The organism is Mesorhizobium sp. M0923 (genome assembly GCF_040319365.1).
Lineage (GTDB): Bacteria > Pseudomonadota > Alphaproteobacteria > Rhizobiales > Rhizobiaceae > Mesorhizobium.
Genome location: NZ_JAMYNW010000021.1, coordinates 81,548 through 102,198 on the forward strand (window position 1 = coordinate 81,548; position 20,651 = coordinate 102,198).

A 20,651-nucleotide genomic window follows, 5' to 3' on the forward strand; every position below is an offset into this window, starting at 1 on the left:
TTCAGGTGAAAATGGAGCAGAGCTGACAATTAGGCGCGCCACGTGTGTACCTTTTTTCGCCCGCGCCTGAGGAACGACTGCCATGACGTGGCGGCAGTCGAATGCACCGGAATCCTGATCTCTACGGTTGTGCCGGCACCGGGAGCGCTGTTGATGATGAGCCTTCCTTTCAGCGTCGAGACCATCTGGGAACATGCGGTCAGTCCAAGGCCAGTATGATTTCCAGCTCGCGTTGAAAAGAAAGGTGTAGTTGCCTTCACAAGGATTGCAGGCGACATGCCTGCGCCGTTGTCCGCCACATCTAGTACGAGGTAACTGCGCAGGAGGAAGGGACGTCGCTTGACTGTCGCGGAGATGAGAATTGGGGCGTTTCTGGTGCCGGATAGAGCGGCAAGAGCGTTTTCTATCAGCTCATTAACGACCAACCGTAACGGCGTCGCCGGAACAGGTTGCAGACGTGCTTTAGGATCGACCAAAACTTGCACCAAACTGCTGCGATCGTGCGCGAGATCCTCGAGGAGTGGGCCGAGCGCCACGGTGCTGGAATCTTGTGGCGCATAGGCGATCTGAAGGACACTGTTGGTGATCGATTCCAGTTCAGTAGCAGCACTGCGCGCAGCCTCAAGCATTTCGCCGCTCGGTTGCTTGTCTGGTTGTGCGTGCTCAAGGAACAGCCTCAAGGCTGTAACCCGCGATCGGGTCATATGCGCAAAGAGCGAAGCGAACGAGCGCATATGCTGGTCACGGCGATTGGCCAAAGCATAGCGTTGATGGATAACGAGATAAAAGGTGGCACCCAGGCCAAGTGCGATGGCAAAGATGAACCAGTTGCGCGAGGCCGCAATGTCGATGCTGGCGGTCTGCTGCAAGGTGGCACTGTGATCAACGGTAGAGCTGGAAATCTCGTAAATTGACTGTTCCAGCTTGGCCATGTCGGCAATGGCTTGGGTGTAGTTTGTACGCGCTGACACAAGAGGGGCAATTTTCTGTTCGAGGGTTAGGCCAATCCGGCCCAGGAGTTCGGCATCGTGGTCGGGAAAAAAGCGGTTCAGATAGGGCAGGTTTTCCAACTGCGCGACGTTGACGTTCACCAACGCCATTTGTCGATCGATGTCCGCATCAAGCTTGCCCGTCTCGTCGGCAATGCGAAGATAGCCATAGACTCGTATAAGGCGCTCGCGAATCTGTGCCGCGCGCCACTGAATCTCGAAAGTCTGATTGAGGATGGCATCCGTCTCCTGACGGTAGCGGTTCGATTGCATGAATGTCCACGCACTCAGCCCAAGCGCTGCAGCCATACCGAGATACGGCAGAACAGTGAGCAAACGGCCGTTTAAGAACTTCATTGCGTGGCGCGCAGGATGACTGGGAAAAACACCCAGATCGAGTTTCTTGCGGGAACATATGAAGCAGGCAATTGGTCGAAGGGCCAAACAATGAAGATGGGGCCTTTTTCTACCATGCTGATCGGGCGGAAATCCTGGCCCGGCGGGCAATGCGAGCCGGCCTTGTCACTCTCGTTGCAACGACGTTCGATCGCCAGGATCGGATTATAAGACCGGATTTCGTCCATATGAATGTCGGAAACGAAGTTGTCATAGGCGACAACTTTGACCTCCTGCACGGCGGTGACTCCGGCCTTGGCAAGCACATTTGCAAGCAGCGGCCCACGATATTCGATTTTCTCGTTGTCGCTCGTCCAAGGCGTACGCGTGTCATAGGTCTGTTGTGGAAAGTCTGCCCGCAGCTGCTTTACTGAAAAAACGGCGACAGTCTTGCCGCTGGCGTCTTGAACCGACACTTCGTTGGGATCGAGCGGAATTTCCTCGGCGGCGCTGGCGAGCGGAAGGGCTACGGCAAACATGACGGCGAGAGCATTACGCAACATCTTCCACATCCTCGTATTCGCGGGGGCCATCGTTCTTAGCGAAGAGGACGCAAGGTCCTCGGGAGCCCCGCGGATCGTAGGCAAATCCCTTTTCTGCTAGGGCAAGGGTGATGTTGCGGATGCCGTCAAGGCCATAGAGGTGGTCGTGCAGCTCAAGAAAGATGCGTTCGACGCCGGGCAGCTCGGCATCCTGCAGAAGTTCTTTCTCAGCTCCTTCAATGTCCATGACGAGGGCGTTTATTCGATGATCGGCGATGAAACGATCGACGTCGGCCGAGACGATCGAAAGTTCGCGCTCATATGGTCCTTGGTCTTTGTCCGTGGAAGACATCCAAAGGTCGCGGCGAACGTAGAAGGTGAAGGACCGCGGCGGGCCTGCTGTGAGGATACCCTGCGAATATGTGACATTGTCGAGATCGTTGGCCGCTATCACGCGCTTCGCTAGTTCCGCTGTTGCGGGATTCGCTTCAAAAGCCCACACCTGAACGCCGGGGATTTTCGCGATCAGTGCGGTGATGATGCCGATACCGGACCCTAGCTCCAGTACGCGATCGCGCGCCTTGACTGCCCTGAAGATCCACTTCGCTTCCTTCGCCTCATAGCTCTGGCTTTGAAGCGCTCTCCAGATAACCGGCGAAACATCCTGTGGTGCGACAGGAACCTTGATTCCATGGACGATCATGGGCGCAATTGTCTCACAGACCTCGTGGGAGCGGATGGCCTTGCCGCATGAGCTTGGCGCGAGCCTGCTTGTAGTATTTCTCGGCCGAGCCGGCATCAATGGCCAGCCGGTCGGCCATCAGCGAAAAGATTTCCTTGCGTTTCACGCCGGGTTCGCGATGCGCCATCATGTCGATGGCCTCTTGTTCGCGCGGTGTAAGAACAGAAAAGCGATAATCGGGTTTCGTCATGACAACCCGCGACAGGCGCAACGAGAATCCCTTGGTGGAAATATCGTCCAGCACGTCCCTGAACACGCCGGGCGCAAGCCCGGTCTTGCCGAGATAGGCGGCAGCGCCGATTTGCCGGAAGCCATCCGCCTCGCAAAGGTTGTCAGAACCGGTGACGACAACATGGATCGCACTGGGTGAAGCCTCGATGATCTTGTCGACGACAGCGACGCGGTCGCCCTGTGACGTGGGATCAAAACCGGGCAAGCCAGGATCGATCACGACAAGATCGAAATGATTGTTTTGAAGCTCGGCAGTCGCGATGTTCAGCGTCTCCGCTCCCAGGACAATGCATTCTTCGAAGCTTGCTTGCACTTCGTTCATCAGTGCCAGACGCATAAGTGTCTGGTCTTCGACCACCAGGGCACGAAACATTGGAAGCCAATCCCTCTACGCATGCGCCCACCGCCCCTGTCTCTCAGAATTGGTCGCTTCAAAAAAGGGATGATGTCATCCCTATTTTTCCTCACCTCCCGAGCTACCAGTATGTGACCGATGTACGCCAGGGCGAGGACGATGCCTATTCAACAGGTCTGCAGCAATGGACAGATGGAAGCGGCTGAAGACGTCGCAAAACTGATTGCGGAACATCGTCAGAGCGTTGCCGCGCTTGAATGTATCGGCAAGCGATGGATGGGGGCCGAAGGGCCGGACGCGATCGTGCTGGGTGAGAGGCTGGACGCGGTCATGGCGGAGGAGGCCGCTGTGCGAAGGCGTGCTGCCATTGCTCCAGTAGCCACTATCGCGGAAATGAAAATGAAGGCTGCTTACTTCCAACGGCTGACGGCTCATGGCTGGTGCGAGATTGATGTCGACGATTGGCGCGCGTTGCTCGGTTCCTTCACGAAACTGCAGCCCTAAGAAAAGATCGTCGAAATCCATGAGGCCACGGTATTCCAGCCCGCGTAGATGGCCGCCGGCACCAAAATGATCGCGATGAACGCAGCCGCTCCGCCAATGGCGCCGTCGCCGCGTCCTTCCACAGGATAGTAATATCTGTGCGCTTCATCATCGTGTTTCATGCTGTCTCTCCGACCGCTTGTTTAGCAGCAGTCGCACAGGATGCCGAAACGTTGTGCCCCACAAACCCGCACGTTTCATCTTAGCGTTGATTTCCGCGATCAGATAGTTCTCATTGACGGCTTTGCCGTTTGCGGTTGTTGCGGCAAACGCGTATCCGGTCGCTATCAGCGCCGTGCCGACGTCGATTGTGTCGCCATTCAGCTGCGCACCGCACACGACAAAAACCGCCTTGTCCAGGGCGTAGCCGATTGGCTGGCATGTAACCGCCGCGCTATCGAATAGGGCTGCAAGGTGCGCCAGCGAGGTGTTCCCGCAATCGATTTTGTTTCCATTTTGCTCTTCGGCTGACGTGCCTCGAAGACATGACTGGACGCCATAGAGGCGGAAAAGGTGATCTCCATCACGCCAGGTATCTCCGGTCAGCAGTTGAGCCGATTTCGATACTGCCAAGGGCGTTGGCACGGCAGACTCGGATGCATCCTGGGCCTGGGCCGAAGCGCACAAACCAAATGCGGCCAGCACTGCGAAGCTCGCCTGCTTCATTCCTGGAACTGTCCACCGAGGTCGGCCGAATGCTCCAGATCGGGGCGCAGCGACTTGCCGTCCTTGTTGCGTCCGATCGCCGCCATGTCGAAAAAAACCATTTCGTCATCGTCGTAGGCGACGTTGTACGGGTCGTTTGCGTTGCCCGCACCGACGAGAGAGAAACACGACACGGCGTCGGGTTCACCCTTCGTGCTTTGCAGCACAAGTGTTTTGCAAAGCACGACAGATGCGCGATTGTTGTAGATTGCCTCTTCATAGTCCTGCGCGGCCTTCGTGCAGTCCCATTGCTGCGTCTTGTACGTGATCTTCGGTTTGGGGCAGGCCGCAAGGCCGCGCAGCCGGTACGTCACGCCGTTTATGACGCGCTCGGTCGCCGACGGCACCTTAACCGGCGAGATAAGGGCGGCCGCATCGCGCTGAAAGAGCGCGCCTTTTGCATCATAGCGTTCATAGACGAACACCTTCTCGCCCGGCTTGGCAAACTGGAGCAGGTAGTGCTCCGACGGCTGGGCAAAGGCACTCGGGGCGTCGGCGCCGGCAGCATAAGCCGCGGTGCCCTGAAGCAGCAAAACCATGCAAAGGGCCGTCTGTCTCATCGAAATCCGTCCTTGCGATTACATACAGTGTTGACACTTTACTAGGGCTGCGTGTAGCCATAGTAAAGTGTTAAATTTTGGCGACACTATGAACGCTCGATTCGCTCTCCTGCTCACCCTGTGTGGCGCCACGATGCCGTTCAATGCGCACGGCCAGGACCTGGCATCAGACCGCGTAGCAGTTGCCTTTGCAACACCGGCGCAAGCCCTTGCCGCGGTCGGGGCGCAAAGGCCGGGGGCGTGTACGACCGGAAATCGTGCTGAGGTCTCCCGACTTGTGCGTTCAATCGCGCAAGAGGAAGGGTTCGACGCCGATCTGGCCGAGGCAATTGCATGGGCCGAAAGCGATCTCGGCGCCAGTCAGGGTCCGTCGAAGGCCGGAGCCCTAGGGATCATGCAGCTGATGCCAGGCACGGCGGCCGATCTCGGCGTGAGCGACCGTTGCGACACAGAGGCAAATGTACGGGCTGGCCTCCGCCATCTGAAGTCACTCTATGACGAGTTCCAGGATCCGCTGCTGATGCTGGCGGCTTACAACGCCGGGCCCAACAGCGTCTACAAGGCGCAGGGCATTCCGGTGAATCCGGAAACTGCAGAATACATCGTGAAAATACTGAACCGCTGGAAGTTCGGCGGTGTCGTGAAGAAGTCTGCCCTGGCCAAATCCGAAATGCTCGCGGCCGCTCCGCCAGCAAGCGAGGACGCCTGGCAGGATGGTCATGTCATGGATTTCGGCAACTGAAAGGAGCCAAGGGTGGAATACAGGAAAGCGGGCAAATTTGCCCTGAAACTGGCCTTGGCCTCGGCGGTCGGAATAGCTCTCGCGCCGGCCAGTGCATATGCGCAGTCGGCGGCACCGGTCGAGAATGTGCTGGAGTGGTTCGTCGGCGTTCTGCAGGGCAACATCGCGCGCTCATTCGCCATCATCGCGGTCTGTTTTCTTGGCTTCCTCGCCATGACGGGCCGCCTGGCGTGGATGATGGCTTTTTCCATCATCATTGGCATCGCTCTGATCTTCGGCGCTGCCCAGTTGGTGGATGCGGTTCGCGCGACCGCGGGAGGCAGCTGAGACATGGACGACGAGGAAGTCTATGTCGAGCCGGTCAGCCTGCCACTGACACGCCCCCCGATGAAATGGGGGGTGCGATATGAAGTTTTTGCTCTGAACGGCATCCTGGCGGTGATCGGCTTTATCGCCACGAGCAGCTTCATGCTCGGTCTTGGGGTGTTCGGCGTGGTGCATCTGGTCAGCGCATATCTGTGCCAGCTCGACCCCTATATGTTTCATATTTTCGAGCGGCGCGTCTCCAAACGCGGAGCGGTGGCGAACCTTACTTTCTGGGGGGCGAGGAGCTATTCGCCATGAGCCTCGATGCCGACCTGAAATTTGGCCGTGAGCGGCGGCGTGAAAAGCCCGCGGCGATGCACATCCCTTACCTTCGCCATGTCGATGACAATCTGATCGTAACGAAGAGCGGCTTTCTGGTGGGCGTCATCCAGCTCAGTGGCCTGCCCTTCCAGACGATGGACCAGGCCGAGTTGAACAGCCGCATGTTCAACCGCAACACGACGTTCCGGAATCTCTCAACGTCTCGCTTTGCGGTCTACACTACCATCATCCGCCGCCACGTGACGCCGGAGATCGAAGGCGACTTTGACAACCCTTTCGTGGCCGAGCTCGACGCCCGCTACATGGATGAGCTTGGGGCGAAAAACCTTTTCGTCAACGAAGCGTATCTGACGGTCATACGCCGGCCGATGGTCGGCCGCGTCGGCTGGGTGGACAAGGCGCTCAATGCGTTCCGCATCAGCACCGCAGGCGAAGAAACCCGCGAAGAGGCGATGGCCGAACTGCAGGACGTTCTCGACGGCGTCGTCAAGGATTTTACGGCTTATGGTGCACGTCTTCTCGGTCTCGTGAAGCGCCGCAACGGCTTCTTTTCCGAGCCCGCGGAATTTTTGGCGAAGATCCTCGCCGGCGGCGTCGATGTGGAAATGCCTTTGCCGCGCATGTCCCTTGGCGATGTGCTGGCGACGCGGCAGCTGTTTTTCGGCAAGTCCGCGCTGGAACTTCGCGGACCGGACGCTGGCAAGCTCGGCGCCATGGTGTCGATCAAGGAATATCCGCCGTTCACCGCGCCGGGCTCATTGGACGGTCTCTTGCGCCTGCCACATGAGTTCGTCCTGACGCAGAGTTTCGCGATCGAAGACCGTGTCACGGCGATGCGCAGGATCAACACCATCGCGAACCAGGTTGAGGGCTCCGACGAGGCGGGCACGACAGTCGAGCAGTCCGTCCACGACGGCGCCGACAAGCTGGCCGGCGGCGAAGTCGTCTTCGGACAACATCACATGAGCGTCATGGCATTGGCACCGGATATGGCTGGGCTCAACCGTGCGCTATCCGATATCACGGCCGAGCTTTCGCGCATGTCGATCGTGCCGGTCCGCGAGACACTGAACACGGAACTCGCCTTTTGGGCGCAGTTGCCGGGAAATTTCAGCTACATCGCGCGACGCGCGTTGATCTCGTCCCTTAACTTCGCCGGCCTTTTTTCAGGACACAATTTCCCCTCGGGCCAACGCGAGAGGCTGCATTGGAAACGCCCCATCGCTTTGCTCGAAACGACCAGCCAGACAGCCTATTATTTCAATTTCCACGTTCACGATGTCGGGCACTTTACGGTGTTCGGTCCGACCGGCTCGGGCAAGACCGTGGTGCTGTCATTCCTGATGGCGCAGGCCATGCGCATCATGCCGCGGCCACGATGTGTTTATTTCGATTATATGCGCGGCGCTGAAATTTTCGTTCGGGCGCTCGGCGGTCGATACGAGGTGATGGAGCCTTCTCAGCCGACCGGGTTCGCGCCATTGCAGCTCGAGGACACGGCAGAAAACCGTTCTTTCCTGGAAGATCTGCTCATCTACATTCTAACGCCGGAAGGCGGTGCGCTGGACGTGGCGGAGATGCGCGTCATCAACGCCGCCGTCGACATGATCTACAAGATCCCGCGCAAACAGCGGACCTTCGACCTGCTGCCGGAAGTGCTGCGGGGTTCGCTCATGCCCGGCATGAATGATCTGGCCGCGCGGATACAGCCCTGGCTCGACCCGAAGGACAGAGGCTGGCTTTTCAACAATCCCGTCGATCTGGTGGATTTCTCGAAACCCGTTGTCGGGTTCGACATGACCAAAATCCTGGGCGACCGAAAGCTGCGCTCGGCGGCGTTGCTCTACATCTTCCACCGTCTTGAGGACGTCATCGACGGCTCGCCGATCATGCTCTTCCTCGATGAAGGCTGGAAGCTGCTGGACGACGAGGTTTTCGCCGCTTTCATCAACGAAACGCTGAAGACCATTCGTCGCCGCAACGGCGTGGTCGGCTTTGGCACGCAGACGGCGGAAGACGTCGTCAATTCCGCCATCTCGTCGTCACTGATCGAGCAAACGAAGACCAACATTTTCTTCCCCAACCCGAAGGCGAGCAAGGAGTCCTACATGGAGCGCTTCTCGCTGACAGCGAAGGAATTCGAGTTCGTGCGCCGAACCGCGAAGGAAACACGCACCTTCCTCGTCAAGCACGACAGCGACTCGATCGTCGCCAAGCTCGATTTGTCGGCGATGCCCGATCTCATCAAGGTCTTGTCCTCGAACGAAGCCAACAGCAAGGAATGCGCACGGCTCCGGGAAACCTTCGGCGACGAGCCGGAGATGTGGCTGCCATACTTCTGCGGATGGGAGAACGAGCATGACGAAGCGGCTTAGCAGCGCTTGTCTGGCCGTGGCACTCGCGACGGCGGAAAGCATGAGCTTGGCTGTCGCGCAAATCGCGGTCATCGACGATTCGAACCTCGACAAGCGGCAAGAGGACGAGCAGCACAGCACGAAGTCGGATGAAGCGAAGAAGGACGAAACTAACAGGAAAAAAAGCGTCGTCTGCACCTATTCGAACAAATACCGCTCACAGATGTTTCGCCGGTCCCCGGCCGACGCGTTGCAGCGCGACGCGGGCAACGTGAAAATGATCCGCTATTACGCGCAAAAGTACGGCGTGCCCGAAGGCCTGGCGCTCTCCGTCGCCTATCAGGAATCGCGCTTTGACACGTGCGCCGGGAGCCACACCGGCGTCAAAGGCGTCATGCAGCTGACCAAGGGCACCGGCAAGTCCATGGGACTGGACCGCGACGTGAACGAGCAGAATATCGAAGGCGGCGTCAAATATCTCGGAATGGGGGTGAAGCAATGCGGGGCGACAAATTACAGCTGTCTCGCCTCCTTCTACAACGGATCGAACGCAGGCGAGCAAAACCAATGGGCCGGCGGCGTCGGCCGTTGGAACAGTTACTTCAACGACTATGTGTCGAGCGGCAAGGCTCCGGCCGCCGCGCCGGCACCATTCTCGATCGTGACGGCCGACGGCGCCGGCGGCACGGCCCAGGACGCGGCCATGGGCACGGTCAGGAAGGCGGCTGGCGGCCTTGATGCAAGCTCATCGCAGATGGGCGCCAACTATGCGGCGATTGACGCGCTAGCGGGCAACGTTGGCCAAGTGACGGAATACAAGGACGCTTGGGAGCTGAACTCGTCGGCTCGTGGGATCAACGCCGATGTCACCAACCAGTACCTCGCCAATGCGGGGAATTTCACTGGCCTGCTGGCTCAACTTCTGTCGTTGCAGAACGTTCAGGCATCGCAGTCGGCCAAGCTGGTGCAACAGCCGAAGAGCGGTTCTCCAAACCCGTTCTCTTGCAATCCCGTGGAACTGGAATGGTTGAAGATCGATCGCGGCCGGTGGCTACCATGCGCGGTTGAGAATGCAGGGACAAGCTCAGCCGACAGCCGCTCGATGATCATCACCACTGACCCTGCTGGCGCTGCCAGCGTCATCGATTCTCTGCAGCAATAGGAGGCTGACATGACGAAATTCGCAATTGCCGGCAGTCTGGCGCTTTGGGCAAGCACGGCCCACGCACAGATTGCCGTCATCGATGGCGCCAATCTCGATGTCGCCCGCAAGAATGCGGACAATACCAACTCCATCATGGATTCGAACAAGGATATCCTGAAAAAGAGCGACGAGATCCTGCAGGCTCTCAGCGGCAGTCGTGACGGATCGCTCGGGATCGGACAGATGGGCCTTGGCGGCAATATGTCGATTGCCCAGGCGCCGTCGTTCGGATCGATCCTGAACGGCGGGGCTCTTTCGTTTGGCGGCCTTTCGCCCGAAATCCAGAAAATCGCCGGCGCCGTCATCAACGGGCTCCAGCTGGTGAAGCAGCTCCAGCAGATTGCCGGCAAAGAGACGAGCGCCGTCAACACGGCCTATGGCGGCAGCGTCAACGTGGCCTCGCTGCTAAGCGCGCTGACTTCGCAGGCCTCGCAAGGTGTCACCCAGCGCCAACGGTCCCTGCAGTCCGCGAGCGGGCAGATCGGGCAGTCACAGGACGTCAAGGGATCGGTGGACCAGAACACACGAATGCAGCTGGAAAACGCGCGCGCGGTCAACGAACTGATCGGCGTGCAGAACGGTGCGGTCGCGGCCCTGAATGAGAAGCTGAAGGGAGATCTTCTTCGCCAGAGCCAGGTGCAGAAGATGATGACGCCGCGCACCGTCAATCCATTCGCGGAATTCGGCAAGAGCGGGGGCTGAGCGCTTGTCGAGGCGAGTCCTGCGCATATGCGTTGTGATTGGGCTCGGCGCGGGGCTTTTTGGATGCGCTAATCGCGAACTGAAAGCTCCGTGCGGGCCTTTGGCGTATGCCCACACCGACGAATGCGGCGCGCTGAAGCCGGTCAATTCAACGCCGTTCGCCAGCATCATTGACGAGGATCCATGAACGGTCTCGCCGCAAGCATCCTCGGTGGCATTGACAACATCGGCGAGGACTTCGTTCGCACCGTCTATATGCAGTTGGGCAATGCGATGGGCAACGTCTTCACGCTGATGCTGACCCTTTATATCGTGTGGTGGGGCTATTCGATTTTGAGCGGGCGTGAGTCGATTTCGCCAATCGAAGCGGCCTATCGCCTCGGCCGCGCCGTCATCATCTATCTGCTGCTGACCAGATGGGGGACATTTTCCGCGACGATCTATCAGCTCGTGCAAAGCATTCCAGACGAGGTCGGTAAGGTGATCGTCGGCGCCGTGTCGCGGGCCACCGGCAATCAGCTCAGCGATCAGGCGGCAATTCCAGCGCTGATCGACAATCTCTACCAAGGGGCGCAGGACGTCGCCAATCAGGTCTATAGCGGATCCTTCTATGACATTTTTGGCGCGCTCTTGTCGCTGCTCGTCCTGCTGTCTGCCATCATCTTCGCAGCGCTTGCCATTGCCGCGATCATCGCCGCCAAGGTGATGTTGTTCATCACGCTGGCCTTGGCGCCGATATGGATCATTCTCTGGCTTTACCGATGGTCCTCGCGCATGAGCGAAGGCTTCCTTTCGCTGAGCACCTTCCTGATGATCCAGCAAGTCCTGATCTACGGCTTTCTCGGTTTCTACTTCTCGCTCGTCAACGCGGCGCTGAACACCGCCACGTCCGGCGGAGCGACCATGGACAGCAAAATGTCGCTGGTGCTGCCGCTGGTGCTGGTGACGATCATCGGGATCTACGTTCTCATGCAGATACCTTCGATTGCTTCGATCCTGAATGGCGGCGGGTATCTGAGCACCGTGGGAGCATACAATCCTTATAGAAACTTCGGCAGAAACGCCGTGCGCTATTCCGGCGCGCGATGGGTCGCAGGCCGCGCCGCTCGCGGCGCCCGACAGCTCGCGGCAAACAGTTTTCGATCTTCGCGAGCAGCTAGGGCGGATGCCGCAACCCGGTCCGCCATCCAGCAAGGTGCGCGCGATAACTCCAGGCCTCTGGCCTAGGACACAAGAACGATCACCGATCGCGGCGTGGATCAGAATGCGTCGCGCAAACGAGGCAATAGTAACGTGACAATGCCAGTGGAAACGGCTGCCGACCGCAGCAGCGAACTCGTCGACAAGCGCTATTACAGGGCGGGCGCGACCTGGGAAGACGACACGCACCGGTCAATGCGTCGATCGCGTACATTGGCCTGGATCATCAGCGGCGTTTCCGGACTGGTGGCGGTGCTGTCTCTGTTGGCGCTCGTGCTGATCCTGCCGCTCCGGCAGTTCGAACCGTATGTTGTCGAGGTCGACAAATCGACGGGCTACCTCGAAATCATGCGCGCGCTGAAGCCTGGAGATTTGTCGCAGAACGAAGCCGTCACGGCGGCCAATCTGGTCCGCTATATCAGGGCCCGGGAAACCTACGATTCCCGTGAACTGAAACAGAATTACGACCTGGCCCAGCTCTACTCCACCGACGCGGCATCCAAGGATTTGACGTGGCTTTATACGCCTGCAAATCCACAATCGCTGGACAAGATTTTTGGCCGCAATGTCACTGTCTCGGTCGAGATCAAGTCGGTTTCCCTGCTCAATCGCAACACAGCCTCGGTGCGCTTTGCCACGACGACGCGGCGGGACAATTCGTCCACCACCGACGATTGGGTGGCGGTGATAAAATTCCGCTACACCTCGACGCCGCTGAAGAACGAATGGCGTTTCGACAATCCGTTGGGATTTCAGGTTACGGACTACCGCCGCGATCAGGAATCGGCGCCCGCTGCGGGGAGCCTACAATGAGATGGCGCGTGGGCCTTGCGCTGTCGGCCGCCTTTCTGCTCGGCACAATGCACGACGCGGCCGCACGCGACGGCCGCATCCGATACGTCACCTTCAACAATGACGACGTGACGTCGGTGCGCGCAGCTCTGGGTATTTCGACGATGGTCGAGCTCAGCCCGACCGAAGTCATCGAAACCGTGTCGGCTGGCGACACGAAAGGCTGGTCGATCATCCCCAAACGCGGATCGCGATTTCTGTTCGTAAAGCCGCTGGAGCGCGATGCGTGGACCAACGTCAACGTCGTCACCAACCGGCGCGTCTATTCCTTGCTGCTGCAGGCAACCGACAATAGCCGTGACCGGGCATCGTTCCAGGTCCGGTTCAAATACCCGGACGAGGATATCAACGCGCGCCTGCTCTCACAGGCCAAAGAGAGCGCCGCCGATCCGGATTTGAAGGACCTGAACTATGCCGATCTCAATTACGACTATGCCTACAAGGGTGACGACAGCCTGAAGCCGCGTACCGTATTCGACGACGGCACGAAGGTGTTTCTGGAGTTCAAGGGTGACATTCCGGCGATTTTCGTTGTCGACGACAAGCGCCATGAGTCGCTGGTCAACGTTCGCACGCAGGGCAAATACACAGTCATCGACAAGGTCGCGCAGCAATTCACCTTGCGGGCCGATGGCAAGACGCTCTGCCTCTACAACCGGGCGCGACCCAACGCCATCGATCCGGTCGAGCAAGTCTACGGTCCAACGAAACTGACAGGCGGTTCCACCCTGTTCGGATCCAGCGGAGGGCGGTGATGACCCAGATCGATTATAACCAGCTGGACGGCAGCCCGACGGTCGCGCGCCGCGGTGCGGGCGTGGGTACCAGGATCGCCCTGGTCGCCCTCGGCGTGGTGCTGGTTGGCGCGTTGATATGGCTGAACTGGCCCCGGGAGCCGGTATCGCGCGATGTTCGCAGCGACGGCGAGGAAAACTTCAACCCGCCCGAATTCCGCCCGCCGGCGTTGAACGAACCGCCGCAACCTGCCGACGGCACCATCGAGCAGATTGTGGTGCCGCCACCGGCCGCCGACCAGAGCGGCGCGCAACAGGCTACCAATGTCGATCAGACCGTGCAGGAGGGCGCGGATCTCGATGCGCAGCGGCGCGCGCTGGAGGCGCAAATGGCGGCAGAGGAGGCTCGCCGCAAGGCCGAGGCGGAAGAAGCCCGCCGCGAAGCCGCGGCAGAGGAAGAGGCTCGCCGTAAGGCAGAGGCCGCCGAGCGCGAAAAAGCGGTGTGGGAACGCCTGCGCTCGAACCAGATGGTGACGAATGATCAAACCGGCTCGACGGATGCCGGCGCCCAGGCGGCGCAGGTCGAGATCGCGCCCGACGGTCAGATCATTCCGGTCCCCGGCGCCGACAGTGATCCCAACAAGGCATTCCTGGCGCAGTCTGAGGCAAGTTCTTCCGGCATCGTCAAAGCCAGGGTCTTCCGACGCACCGATGCGTTGATCCCTGAAGGCACGATCATTCGCGGCTATTTGGAAACCGCGATCAACACCGACCTTCCCGGTGCCGTGCGCGCTGTCGTGCGTGAGGATGTCTTCTCGCTCGACGGCAGGCGGATCCTCATTCCGAAGGGCTCGCGCCTGACCGGAGAATACCGCTCGGGGCTTGCGCGCGGTCAAAAGCGTGTTTTCATCGTCTGGAGCAGGGTCATCCGCTCGGATGGCATTTCCGTCGACATCAAATCGCCTGGTGCCGACGCGCTCGGCCGCGGCGGCATGGGCGGCCGTGTCGATACGCACTGGGCTGCACGGTACGGCAACGCCATCATGCTTTCCGTGGTTGGCGGAGTCTCTGAATATCTGTCCTCGCTTGGCGATAGCGGGCAAGATGGCCAACAGCGCCAGGTGTCGACAATCGATCCCGTAACAGGTGAGACCACGACCCTAACTTATGGTGGCAATGGCTCGCAGCGCGACGCCCGCAGCATCGCGTTTGATAAGTCATCGACCGCCTTGCAGCAACTCGCGCAAGAGGCGTTTCGCGACACGCAGAACATTGGCCCGACAGTCTACGTCGACCAGGGCACATCGGTCGTCGTGCTGGTGCGGCGAGATCTCGATTTCTCGGACCTATACGCCGATCCCGTCCAGGAAGAAGTTGCACGCCTGAAGGCAGGTGGGCGGCCGAAGGCGGCGATCGATCCGACGCCTCTCTACGGCATGCCGACGGATCATTTTTATTCCGGCTATGGGAGCCCGGTGAAATGAATGCCGTGCATCCCCTCCCTGACCCTTGGGCGAGAGCCCCGGTCCTGCGTGCTCATCTGGAACCGATATGGGCCTATTTGACCGAAGATGCGGTGTCCGAGATTGCGATCAACAGGCCGGGTGAATTGTTTATCGAACGCCTCGGCGCGAAGGAAATGGAGCATGTCGTCAAGCGCGAGGTCACGCCCGGCTGGATTAGGCATATCTCGACGGGTGTCGCCTCGGCGACAAATCAGGTCATCAACGAAGAGAAGCCGGTCCTGTCGGCCGCTCTACCCTCGGGTGAGCGCATCCAATGCATCTTGCCGCCGGCGGCTCCCGAAGGCGGGGCGATTTCGATCCGCAAGCAGGTCATCATGGATATGAGCCTTGCTGCCTACAAGGATCTCGGCGCCTTCGAGGACACGGCAATGGGCAGCGGCCTTGCGCTTTCAATCGAAGAAAAGCGACTCGTCGAGATGTTGCACGACACGTCGCCAATGGACTTCCTGCAATACGCGGTGCGCAACCGCGTCTCGATCGTGGTTTCAGGCGGCACGTCAACCGGCAAGACGACTTTCTTGAATGCGCTCTTGAAGGAGATCCCGGCCCATGAGCGGATCATCACGATCGAAGACACCCGCGAACTGAGGCTGCCGGCTCCCAACAACGTCACCTTGATAGCCTCGAAGGGCGACCAGGGGCTTGCCAAGGTCTCCGCCCAACAGCTGCTCGAAGCCTCGCTTCGCATGCGGCCCGACCGTCTGCTTTTGGGCGAGTTACGCGGCGCTGAAACCTTCGCGTTCCTCCAGGCGATCAACACCGGCCACCCGGGTTCGCTCACGACCGTTCATGCCAATTCCGCCCGGTCCGCCTACGAGCGGCTGGCGCTCATGGTCATGCAGGGCAGTTCGGGCCTCTCACGAGGCGAAATCCTCGGCTATCTGCGCGAGGTCATTCCGGTGGTCGTCCAGATGGTCCGCACCGAAGGCGGACGGCGCGGCATCAGCGAGATCAAGTTCACCAAGGCCGAGACAATCTAGCGGGGGCCTATCCATGCAGAAAATCGCAACTGCAATTTTCATGGTGCTCATGGCGATGGCCCTGGGCGCCCTGGTCTTCACCGTCGTCTATGCCGCGACAGATTGGTTCAGGACTGGCTCCCGGGTCCTGTTCGACCAGTTGAACGCCAATCCCTTGCCCGTCGTTCGTCTGGCCTGGGCAGATACGATAGCGGGGAATGTTAGCCGGGTACAATACGCCGTCGCCGCAGGGGCATTAGGGTTTCTTGCGCCGCTGGTCGGCCTGTTTCTCATGCGCCCGAAAAAGCGCAACGACTCTCGCTTCATGACTATGAGCGACGTATCAAAAACCGGCCTGACGAAAGTTGGCGGCGTCTTCGTCGGTCGAGCCGGCGGCAGGCTGGCCGAAATTCTGTCGCCCGGCCGCGATCAGCGCTCCGGCAAGATCCGCTTGACCCAGCGCAAGCTGATCGGCGGCAAGAAATTGTGGATTGATGGCGATGATGTCGGCGGTTTCGTCATAGGACCGCCGCGCTCCGGTAAAGGCACGTCTCTCATCATCCCGAACGCCTTGACCTGGCCGCATTCGCTCGTGGTTCTCGACCTGCGGGGCGAGACCTATGCGGCGACTGCCGGTTACCGTTCAACCATCAGCCGCGTGGTGCGTTTTGCGCCGGCTGATCAGGACGGCAATACCGCATGCTACAATCCGATGGACTTCATCTCGCTGGATTCGGCGCAGCGCGACATCGACCTTCGCAACATCGCTGCGGCGCTGTTTCCGCGACCGCCCTCAAATGCCGACCCTTATTGGGTGAACGACGCCCGTCTCCTTTTTACCGGCATAGCATCCTTCGTCATGGAATCGCCGACGATCCCAAACCAGAAAAAGACCTTTGCCACAATCCTCGAGATCATGAACGGTGCCGAGCAGCCGCTCCTGGAATTCATCGGCTCGCTGCGCGAGGAACGCCGCCGCGAATGTTCGCATTTCACATTGCAAACCCTGCTGCCCTACTTTGAGATGTCTGAGCGGCAGTTCTCCGGAATCTACGCCGGCGTGCGCACCGGCATGGCCCCCTTCCTCAACGAGCGCCTGATGCGAGCCACCTCGCGCAGCACGTTCGATATTCGCAGGCTCAAGCGGGACCGGATTTCTCTCTATCTCGACGTGCGCCGCGAGCAGATCACTTCGCTTGGACCGTTGTTCAACGTCCTGATCACGCAGATGATGAACTTCATGTCGGAAAGCCTGCCGCAGCCGGGCGAGCATCCGGTACTTGTGCTGCTCGACGAGTTCCAGAACCTCGGCAAGCTGGAGAACGTCACCGAAATGGCGAGCGTGCTCGGCGGCAACGGTGTTTCGATGTGGTTTTTCGTGCAGTCGTTGAAGGCTGTAGGCGAGATCTATCGCCAGGAAGGGCGCAAGACGCTCATTAATGCCGCTCGCGTGCAGATCTTTTTCGGCGCGCAGGATGCTGACGATCTGCGCTACGTTTCCGAGCAGCTCGGCGAAAGGTCGGACGTGCAAAAAGACGTGACGCGCACCAAGGCGACGTTGTTCGACACTTATTACACGCGCTCGGAGCACCGCAAGGAAGTGCGGCGGCCGCTCATGCGGCCGGACGAAATCCGCACGCTCGACAAGAACAAGGTCATCATATTGCCGCGCGGCGAGCTGCCGATCCTTGGCACGCGCAATTTCTATTTCGCCGACGGCCAGCTCGCCAAACGCGCATTCATGCCCCTGCCCGCCTCTACCGACGCTTCGCGCACGAAAAGACCTGCGCTGGACGCTTCCGCGGCGGTTCCATCTCCTGCGCTCCCGACGATTGTGCCGACAGCACCGGCGTACCGCTCAGGCCTCTTGCAGACGCGCCTACGGCGCGGCGCAACATTTGCCGCAAAAGCCGGCCGTATGGCTCCGCCGCGGGGCCGGCGCACAATCGTCAAAGAACGGCCGAAAGCAAGCGACACTGCAGGTGTGCCACCTTATGCCGCCATAGATTTTTCCGCGTTGGCGGCCAAAGCGGTGACAACACGCATAGCGCCAGAAAAAGAAGCGGCGGTTGCGGCTATCCTAAACAAGGTGCGATCTCTCCGAGCCCACGCATCCGACACCGAGGCTTTCGATCGAAATTTGAGCGTCGTCGAAGATACTTTGCCTGATGTAGTCGACGGGTAGGAACTGCTGCGCCCTGCTCGTGTCAGATAGAAGAGCGGCAACGTCATGCCTCAGGCCTTCCGTATCAGCCGCCAGTTGCCGGGCGGTGCCGCTTGAGCACTCCAGTCAATCGCAGCGTAGAATCTTTGCTTCGCGCGCGACCGCGACGAAAGCCCTGCGGGCGGCGGGTGGATGAAGCTCACCTCGTATAACCTTCAGACAGGCGTCCATAGCTGCCCTGTGCTTCTCCGTCTGACGACCACCAAGATCCCGCAGCAGGATGGAGGCCGCATCATTAACATCGAACACGGTGCGTTCTGTATAGCGGCCAATCTGAATCACAACTGGCCTCTCAAATCTTACCAAGCCGGTCATCTACCCTCACCCTTGAAACTCTATCAACAACAGCCTGCGATCACCGGCGGAAGAAAAATCGCGTCGGTTGATCCCGCTTGCGGGTTGCCCCGGTCGGCCGCTCAATCGAAAGTTTAGTAAGAGGTGGGTTTCCACCCATGTTCAATTCGAGCAGACGTTGGTCCAATTCCTTGTCCGCCGCTGTGAGGCGATGGTTTAGGCGCAGATAGTCCATCCAGGTCGGCGTGCGGAAGGTTTCTGTCCAAAGCGAGGAATCCTGAAGATCGCGCTGGAGGTTCCAGTGCCTGGCGCCGACGCGGCTTTGCACCCGCCGTCGTTCCTGCATCTGATCGAGGAAAGCTTCGACGTTTGCCTCCGGTATTGAGTACTCGATCTTGATGACGATCGGGCCGCTTCTCGGCTTCAGGTCGAGAGCGAGTTGCGGTGTCTCGAAGCCAAAAGGATCCTGATCAGAGTCTTGCCATTGACGGATCGGCAACAGGAACCCGGTGGCCGCGACCATCAGTAGCGCAGCAGCTGAAATCTCCAGGGCTGAGGCAAGCGAATAGTTCTCAGCCACCGTACCCCACAGCCAACTGCCGGCCGCGATACCACCCGACGAAAGGGCATAATAGATCGAGAGCGTGCGACCAACGACCCACCTTGGGCTTGCCAATTGAACGCTTACGTCGAGCCCCGTCCAGGTGACCACCCATCCCGCGCCGCCGAGCGCCAGCGCAATAGCCGCCACTGCCACTGAAGACGTGAGAGCAAGAGATAAACAACACGCCGCGCAAGCAATGCATGCCAGTATTGTCAGTCGCTCCTGGGAGAGCGACCGTCTCAAAACATTGTTGCAGATGCCGACGCACAAGGCGCCGGTCCCGAAGCCAGCCATCAGGATGCCATAAACGATCGGTCCTCCGCCTAATTGATCGCGGGCAACGACAGGCAGGAGCGCGAGTATGGAGATGCTGGTCAGGCCAAAAAGCGCGCCACGCGCGATTGCCGCCTTGATCTCCGCCGATAGCGCCGTGAAGCGCGCTCCGTCATGAATGGCCGTGGTCAATGGCTCGCGCGGGAGGGGGGACGAGCGAACATCCCATTTGCGGCGCCCTATGGTCCACAGCAGCGCTAGATAGGTCAGCGTCGCCACAGCGAAAGCTGTCAAAGGTCCAAAGGAGGCAACGACAATGCCACCAAGCGCCGGACCGACGCTTCGAACAGCGTTATATCCAACCGAGATGAGCGTAACCGCGGCTGGAACTTCGCGTTTTCGTAAGATGTCGCCGACCGACGCGTGCCAAGCGGGATCGGTGAAAGCGGCGCCCGCTCCGGCCAAACAGCTGAATGCAAGAACCATCCATGGATTGAAAATTCCCAAGCCTGCAAGAACCGTCAGCATCGCCGAGGACAGCGCTATCACGGACCAGCCAGCGAACATCAGATTGCGGCGGCTGAAATTATCAGCCAGGGCTCCGGCGATGATCGACAGGATGAATGTAGGCAACGTCGTCGAAGCCTGCACCAAGGCGACCATCACGTCGGAAGTCGAAATGGTCGCCATCAGCCAACTGATGGCGACAGTTTGAATTAGCCAGCCAAAGCTGGACACCTGCGTAGCAAGCCAGATCGATCGGAAAGTTGCATTCTCGAGCGGCGCAAATGTCGCCGACGAAGCTGGAGTCGCATCTGCGGGCGCCACCCTGCTCATTGGGTTGAGCCCTCCCCTCGGTCTATCGATCGCGTTTAGAGGTGCCCTCCCGGCGCAGGTGCCCGTGGAGGAATAGCAGCATGAGCGCATTTGCTAGGGATAGCGCAAGACAATTCTTCACCGCCGGCGCTCTGGCCGAAGCGATTACTTGGTCTGGAAGAAAAGGCGGATGCAGCCTGACCGCAAATCGGGCATCGCACCGAGTTTAGGAATTGCCGCCTTCGGGAAGGAGACCTTCATTCCGCGCGGGAAACGATGCCCATGGAAAGCCTGGGACGACGGCGCCGATTTCTATCAGAGAGCTGGCCCGCAGCGGATTCAACGAAGCCGGGCCACACCTACCTAGCCGCCTTGATGCACGGCGATAAGCTTTTGACGGCCTGAAGCGACGCTGTGGTCGCCGTTGCGGTGCTTTTCCACGCGCCTCGTCAGGCGCCGGGATTGCTCCGTCGTGATGGCAGGCGGGGGTTTGCAGGTTGCGGTCGACGGGTTCGT

22 protein-coding genes are annotated in these 20,651 nt (G+C 59.5%); 13 read left to right on the plus strand and 9 right to left on the minus strand.

What is annotated here, in order from left to right; all coding sequences use genetic code 11:
- Positions 1-29: 29 nt before the first annotated feature.
- The 4 genes from NKH89_RS28120 to NKH89_RS28135 are packed head-to-tail and all read right to left on the minus strand — an operon-like array spanning position 30 to position 3,213.
- Complete coding sequence (locus tag NKH89_RS28120) at positions 30-1,346, minus strand: sensor histidine kinase (RefSeq protein WP_023722885.1); 1,317 nt, start codon at positions 1,344-1,346, stop codon at positions 30-32.
- Positions 1,343-1,888 carry a putative pterin-binding protein gene (locus NKH89_RS28125; RefSeq protein WP_156948359.1) on the minus strand — a complete coding sequence of 182 codons (546 nt, stop codon included), beginning with the start codon at positions 1,886-1,888 and terminating at the stop codon, positions 1,343-1,345. The genes NKH89_RS28120 and NKH89_RS28125 overlap by 4 nt, the downstream gene beginning before the upstream one ends.
- A complete protein-coding gene (locus tag NKH89_RS28130; protein ID WP_023722883.1) occupies positions 1,878-2,570 on the minus strand; it encodes an FkbM family methyltransferase in 693 nt (230 codons plus the stop codon). Before NKH89_RS28130 ends, NKH89_RS28125 begins: the two co-directional genes overlap by 11 nt.
- Positions 2,571-2,583: 13 nt before the next feature.
- Positions 2,584-3,213 carry a response regulator gene (locus NKH89_RS28135; protein WP_023722882.1) on the minus strand — a complete coding sequence of 210 codons (630 nt, stop codon included), beginning with the start codon at positions 3,211-3,213 and terminating at the stop codon, positions 2,584-2,586.
- A 141-nt stretch (positions 3,214-3,354) separates the two neighbouring features.
- Between NKH89_RS28135 and NKH89_RS28140 the strand changes: the two genes are divergently transcribed.
- Positions 3,355-3,699: a hypothetical protein gene (locus NKH89_RS28140; RefSeq protein WP_031195334.1), complete on the plus strand. Its 345-nt coding sequence runs from the start codon at positions 3,355-3,357 to the stop codon at positions 3,697-3,699.
- On the opposite strand, the gene NKH89_RS28145 is transcribed toward NKH89_RS28140, so the two are convergent.
- Genes NKH89_RS28145 through NKH89_RS28155 form a run of 3 tightly spaced genes read right to left on the minus strand, consistent with a single transcriptional unit; the run spans position 3,696 to position 5,003 of the window.
- Positions 3,696-3,860, minus strand: a complete 165-nt coding sequence (locus NKH89_RS28145; protein WP_156948357.1) for a hypothetical protein — start codon at positions 3,858-3,860, stop codon at positions 3,696-3,698. The genes NKH89_RS28140 and NKH89_RS28145 overlap by 4 nt on opposite strands.
- Positions 3,847-4,404: a thermonuclease family protein gene (locus NKH89_RS28150; protein ID WP_023722879.1), complete on the minus strand. Its 558-nt coding sequence runs from the start codon at positions 4,402-4,404 to the stop codon at positions 3,847-3,849. Before NKH89_RS28150 ends, NKH89_RS28145 begins: the two co-directional genes overlap by 14 nt.
- On the minus strand, positions 4,401-5,003 hold the full coding sequence (locus tag NKH89_RS28155) for a hypothetical protein (RefSeq protein ID WP_352516264.1): 603 nt from the start codon (positions 5,001-5,003) through the stop codon (positions 4,401-4,403). The genes NKH89_RS28150 and NKH89_RS28155 overlap by 4 nt, the downstream gene beginning before the upstream one ends.
- Before the next feature lie 88 nt (positions 5,004-5,091).
- Between NKH89_RS28155 and NKH89_RS28160 the strand changes: the two genes are divergently transcribed.
- The 12 genes from NKH89_RS28160 (at position 5,092) to NKH89_RS28215 (ending at position 18,109) form a co-directional block, all read left to right on the plus strand.
- Positions 5,092-5,745, plus strand: a complete 654-nt coding sequence (locus tag NKH89_RS28160) for a lytic transglycosylase domain-containing protein (protein WP_352516262.1) — start codon at positions 5,092-5,094, stop codon at positions 5,743-5,745.
- Between the two features lie 12 nt (positions 5,746-5,757).
- Positions 5,758-6,072, plus strand: a complete 315-nt coding sequence (locus tag NKH89_RS28165; RefSeq protein WP_352516261.1) for a TrbC/VirB2 family type IV secretion system protein — start codon at positions 5,758-5,760, stop codon at positions 6,070-6,072.
- 3 nt (positions 6,073-6,075) lie between these two features.
- Positions 6,076-6,369 (plus strand): VirB3 family type IV secretion system protein, encoded by a 294-nt coding sequence (locus NKH89_RS28170; RefSeq protein WP_352516259.1) that lies wholly within the window; start codon positions 6,076-6,078, stop codon positions 6,367-6,369.
- Complete coding sequence (locus tag NKH89_RS28175) at positions 6,366-8,768, plus strand: VirB4 family type IV secretion/conjugal transfer ATPase (protein WP_352516258.1); 2,403 nt, start codon at positions 6,366-6,368, stop codon at positions 8,766-8,768. The genes NKH89_RS28170 and NKH89_RS28175 overlap by 4 nt, the downstream gene beginning before the upstream one ends.
- Positions 8,752-9,909, plus strand: a complete 1,158-nt coding sequence (locus NKH89_RS28180) for a transglycosylase SLT domain-containing protein (protein WP_352516256.1) — start codon at positions 8,752-8,754, stop codon at positions 9,907-9,909. The genes NKH89_RS28175 and NKH89_RS28180 overlap by 17 nt, the downstream gene beginning before the upstream one ends.
- A 9-nt stretch (positions 9,910-9,918) precedes the next feature.
- Positions 9,919-10,653 (plus strand): type IV secretion system protein, encoded by a 735-nt coding sequence (locus NKH89_RS28185; protein ID WP_352516255.1) that lies wholly within the window; start codon positions 9,919-9,921, stop codon positions 10,651-10,653.
- A 183-nt stretch (positions 10,654-10,836) separates the two neighbouring features.
- Entirely contained in the window at positions 10,837-11,880 is a 1,044-nt protein-coding gene (locus NKH89_RS28190) for a TrbL/VirB6 family protein (protein ID WP_352516254.1), read from the plus strand.
- A gap of 72 nt (positions 11,881-11,952) precedes the next feature.
- On the plus strand, positions 11,953-12,666 hold the full coding sequence (locus tag NKH89_RS28195) for a VirB8 family type IV secretion system protein (RefSeq protein ID WP_352547726.1): 714 nt from the start codon (positions 11,953-11,955) through the stop codon (positions 12,664-12,666).
- On the plus strand, positions 12,663-13,460 hold the full coding sequence (locus NKH89_RS28200; RefSeq protein WP_352516253.1) for a TrbG/VirB9 family P-type conjugative transfer protein: 798 nt from the start codon (positions 12,663-12,665) through the stop codon (positions 13,458-13,460). Before NKH89_RS28195 ends, NKH89_RS28200 begins: the two co-directional genes overlap by 4 nt.
- Positions 13,460-14,923: a type IV secretion system protein VirB10 gene (gene virB10, locus NKH89_RS28205; RefSeq protein ID WP_352516252.1), complete on the plus strand. Its 1,464-nt coding sequence runs from the start codon at positions 13,460-13,462 to the stop codon at positions 14,921-14,923. The genes NKH89_RS28200 and virB10 overlap by 1 nt, the downstream gene beginning before the upstream one ends.
- Positions 14,920-15,945 (plus strand): P-type DNA transfer ATPase VirB11, encoded by a 1,026-nt coding sequence (gene virB11, locus NKH89_RS28210; protein ID WP_352516251.1) that lies wholly within the window; start codon positions 14,920-14,922, stop codon positions 15,943-15,945. The genes virB10 and virB11 overlap by 4 nt, the downstream gene beginning before the upstream one ends.
- Positions 15,946-15,958: 13 nt before the next feature.
- The gene (locus NKH89_RS28215) at positions 15,959-18,109 is read left to right on the plus strand and encodes a type IV secretory system conjugative DNA transfer family protein (RefSeq protein WP_352516250.1); all 2,151 of its coding nucleotides are present in this window, start codon (positions 15,959-15,961) and stop codon (positions 18,107-18,109) included.
- A 105-nt stretch (positions 18,110-18,214) separates the two neighbouring features.
- Here NKH89_RS28215 and NKH89_RS28220 read toward each other — a convergent pair whose 3' ends face one another.
- Complete coding sequence (locus tag NKH89_RS28220; protein ID WP_023723202.1) at positions 18,215-18,463, minus strand: DUF982 domain-containing protein; 249 nt, start codon at positions 18,461-18,463, stop codon at positions 18,215-18,217.
- A gap of 40 nt (positions 18,464-18,503) precedes the next feature.
- Complete coding sequence (locus NKH89_RS28225) at positions 18,504-20,156, minus strand: MFS transporter (protein WP_031195547.1); 1,653 nt, start codon at positions 20,154-20,156, stop codon at positions 18,504-18,506.
- Positions 20,157-20,651: the final 495 nt, after the last annotated feature.